This window comes from Salinimicrobium oceani (assembly GCF_012037645.1).
In genome coordinates this window covers 1-598 of sequence record NZ_JAAVJR010000242.1, presented here as the reverse complement: position 1 = coordinate 598, position 598 = coordinate 1, and the positions used below count along the sequence as shown (strand labels likewise).

Annotated in this window: 1 protein-coding gene; it reads left to right on the top strand. The window is 48.5% G+C overall.

Annotated features, from left to right (window positions below):
- Positions 1–51: 51 nt before the first annotated feature.
- On the top strand, positions 52–598 hold a 547-nt coding region (locus HC175_RS16505; protein WP_235942653.1), incomplete at its 3' end, for an efflux RND transporter permease subunit.

The following is a 598-nucleotide window of genomic DNA, read 5'->3' as shown; positions in this document are numbered from 1 at the left end:
ATGGAGGGCCGGTTGCTTAAGCCTCTCGGTATCGCTTTTATAACTTCAGTGTTGACCTCCTTAGTGGTTGCGGTAACCGTTACTCCGGTATTATGCTCCTATCTTCTAAAGGATGAGAAAATGCTGAAGAAGCAATCCGAAGGGACTAAAGTCGAAAGATGGTTACAAGGTCGATATGCCGCGACCCTCAATCGGGCCCTGAAGATCCCAAAAACGGTAATTGGAGTGACTGTTATAATTTTTTTGCTGAGCATTGCAGTTTTCACGCAATTGGGGAGAAGTTTCCTTCCGGAATTTAATGAAGGTTCTCTGGTGATCAGCGTGGTGGGTCCACCGGCAATGTCCCTGGAAGAGAGCAACAAAACCGGCAGACAGGTAGAACAGCTGTTACTCGAAATGCCCGAAGTAGATGTTGTTACCCGAAGGACCGGGAGAGCAGAACTCGACGAGCATGCCCAGGGTGTGAACGCAGCCGAGATCGATGTGCCTTTCACCCTGGAAGATAAATCAAAGGACAAATTCTTCGAAGAGGTAAGGGAAAAGCTGAGTATTGTACCCGGGGTGAACATCACCTTAGGACAGCCAATCGCACACCGAA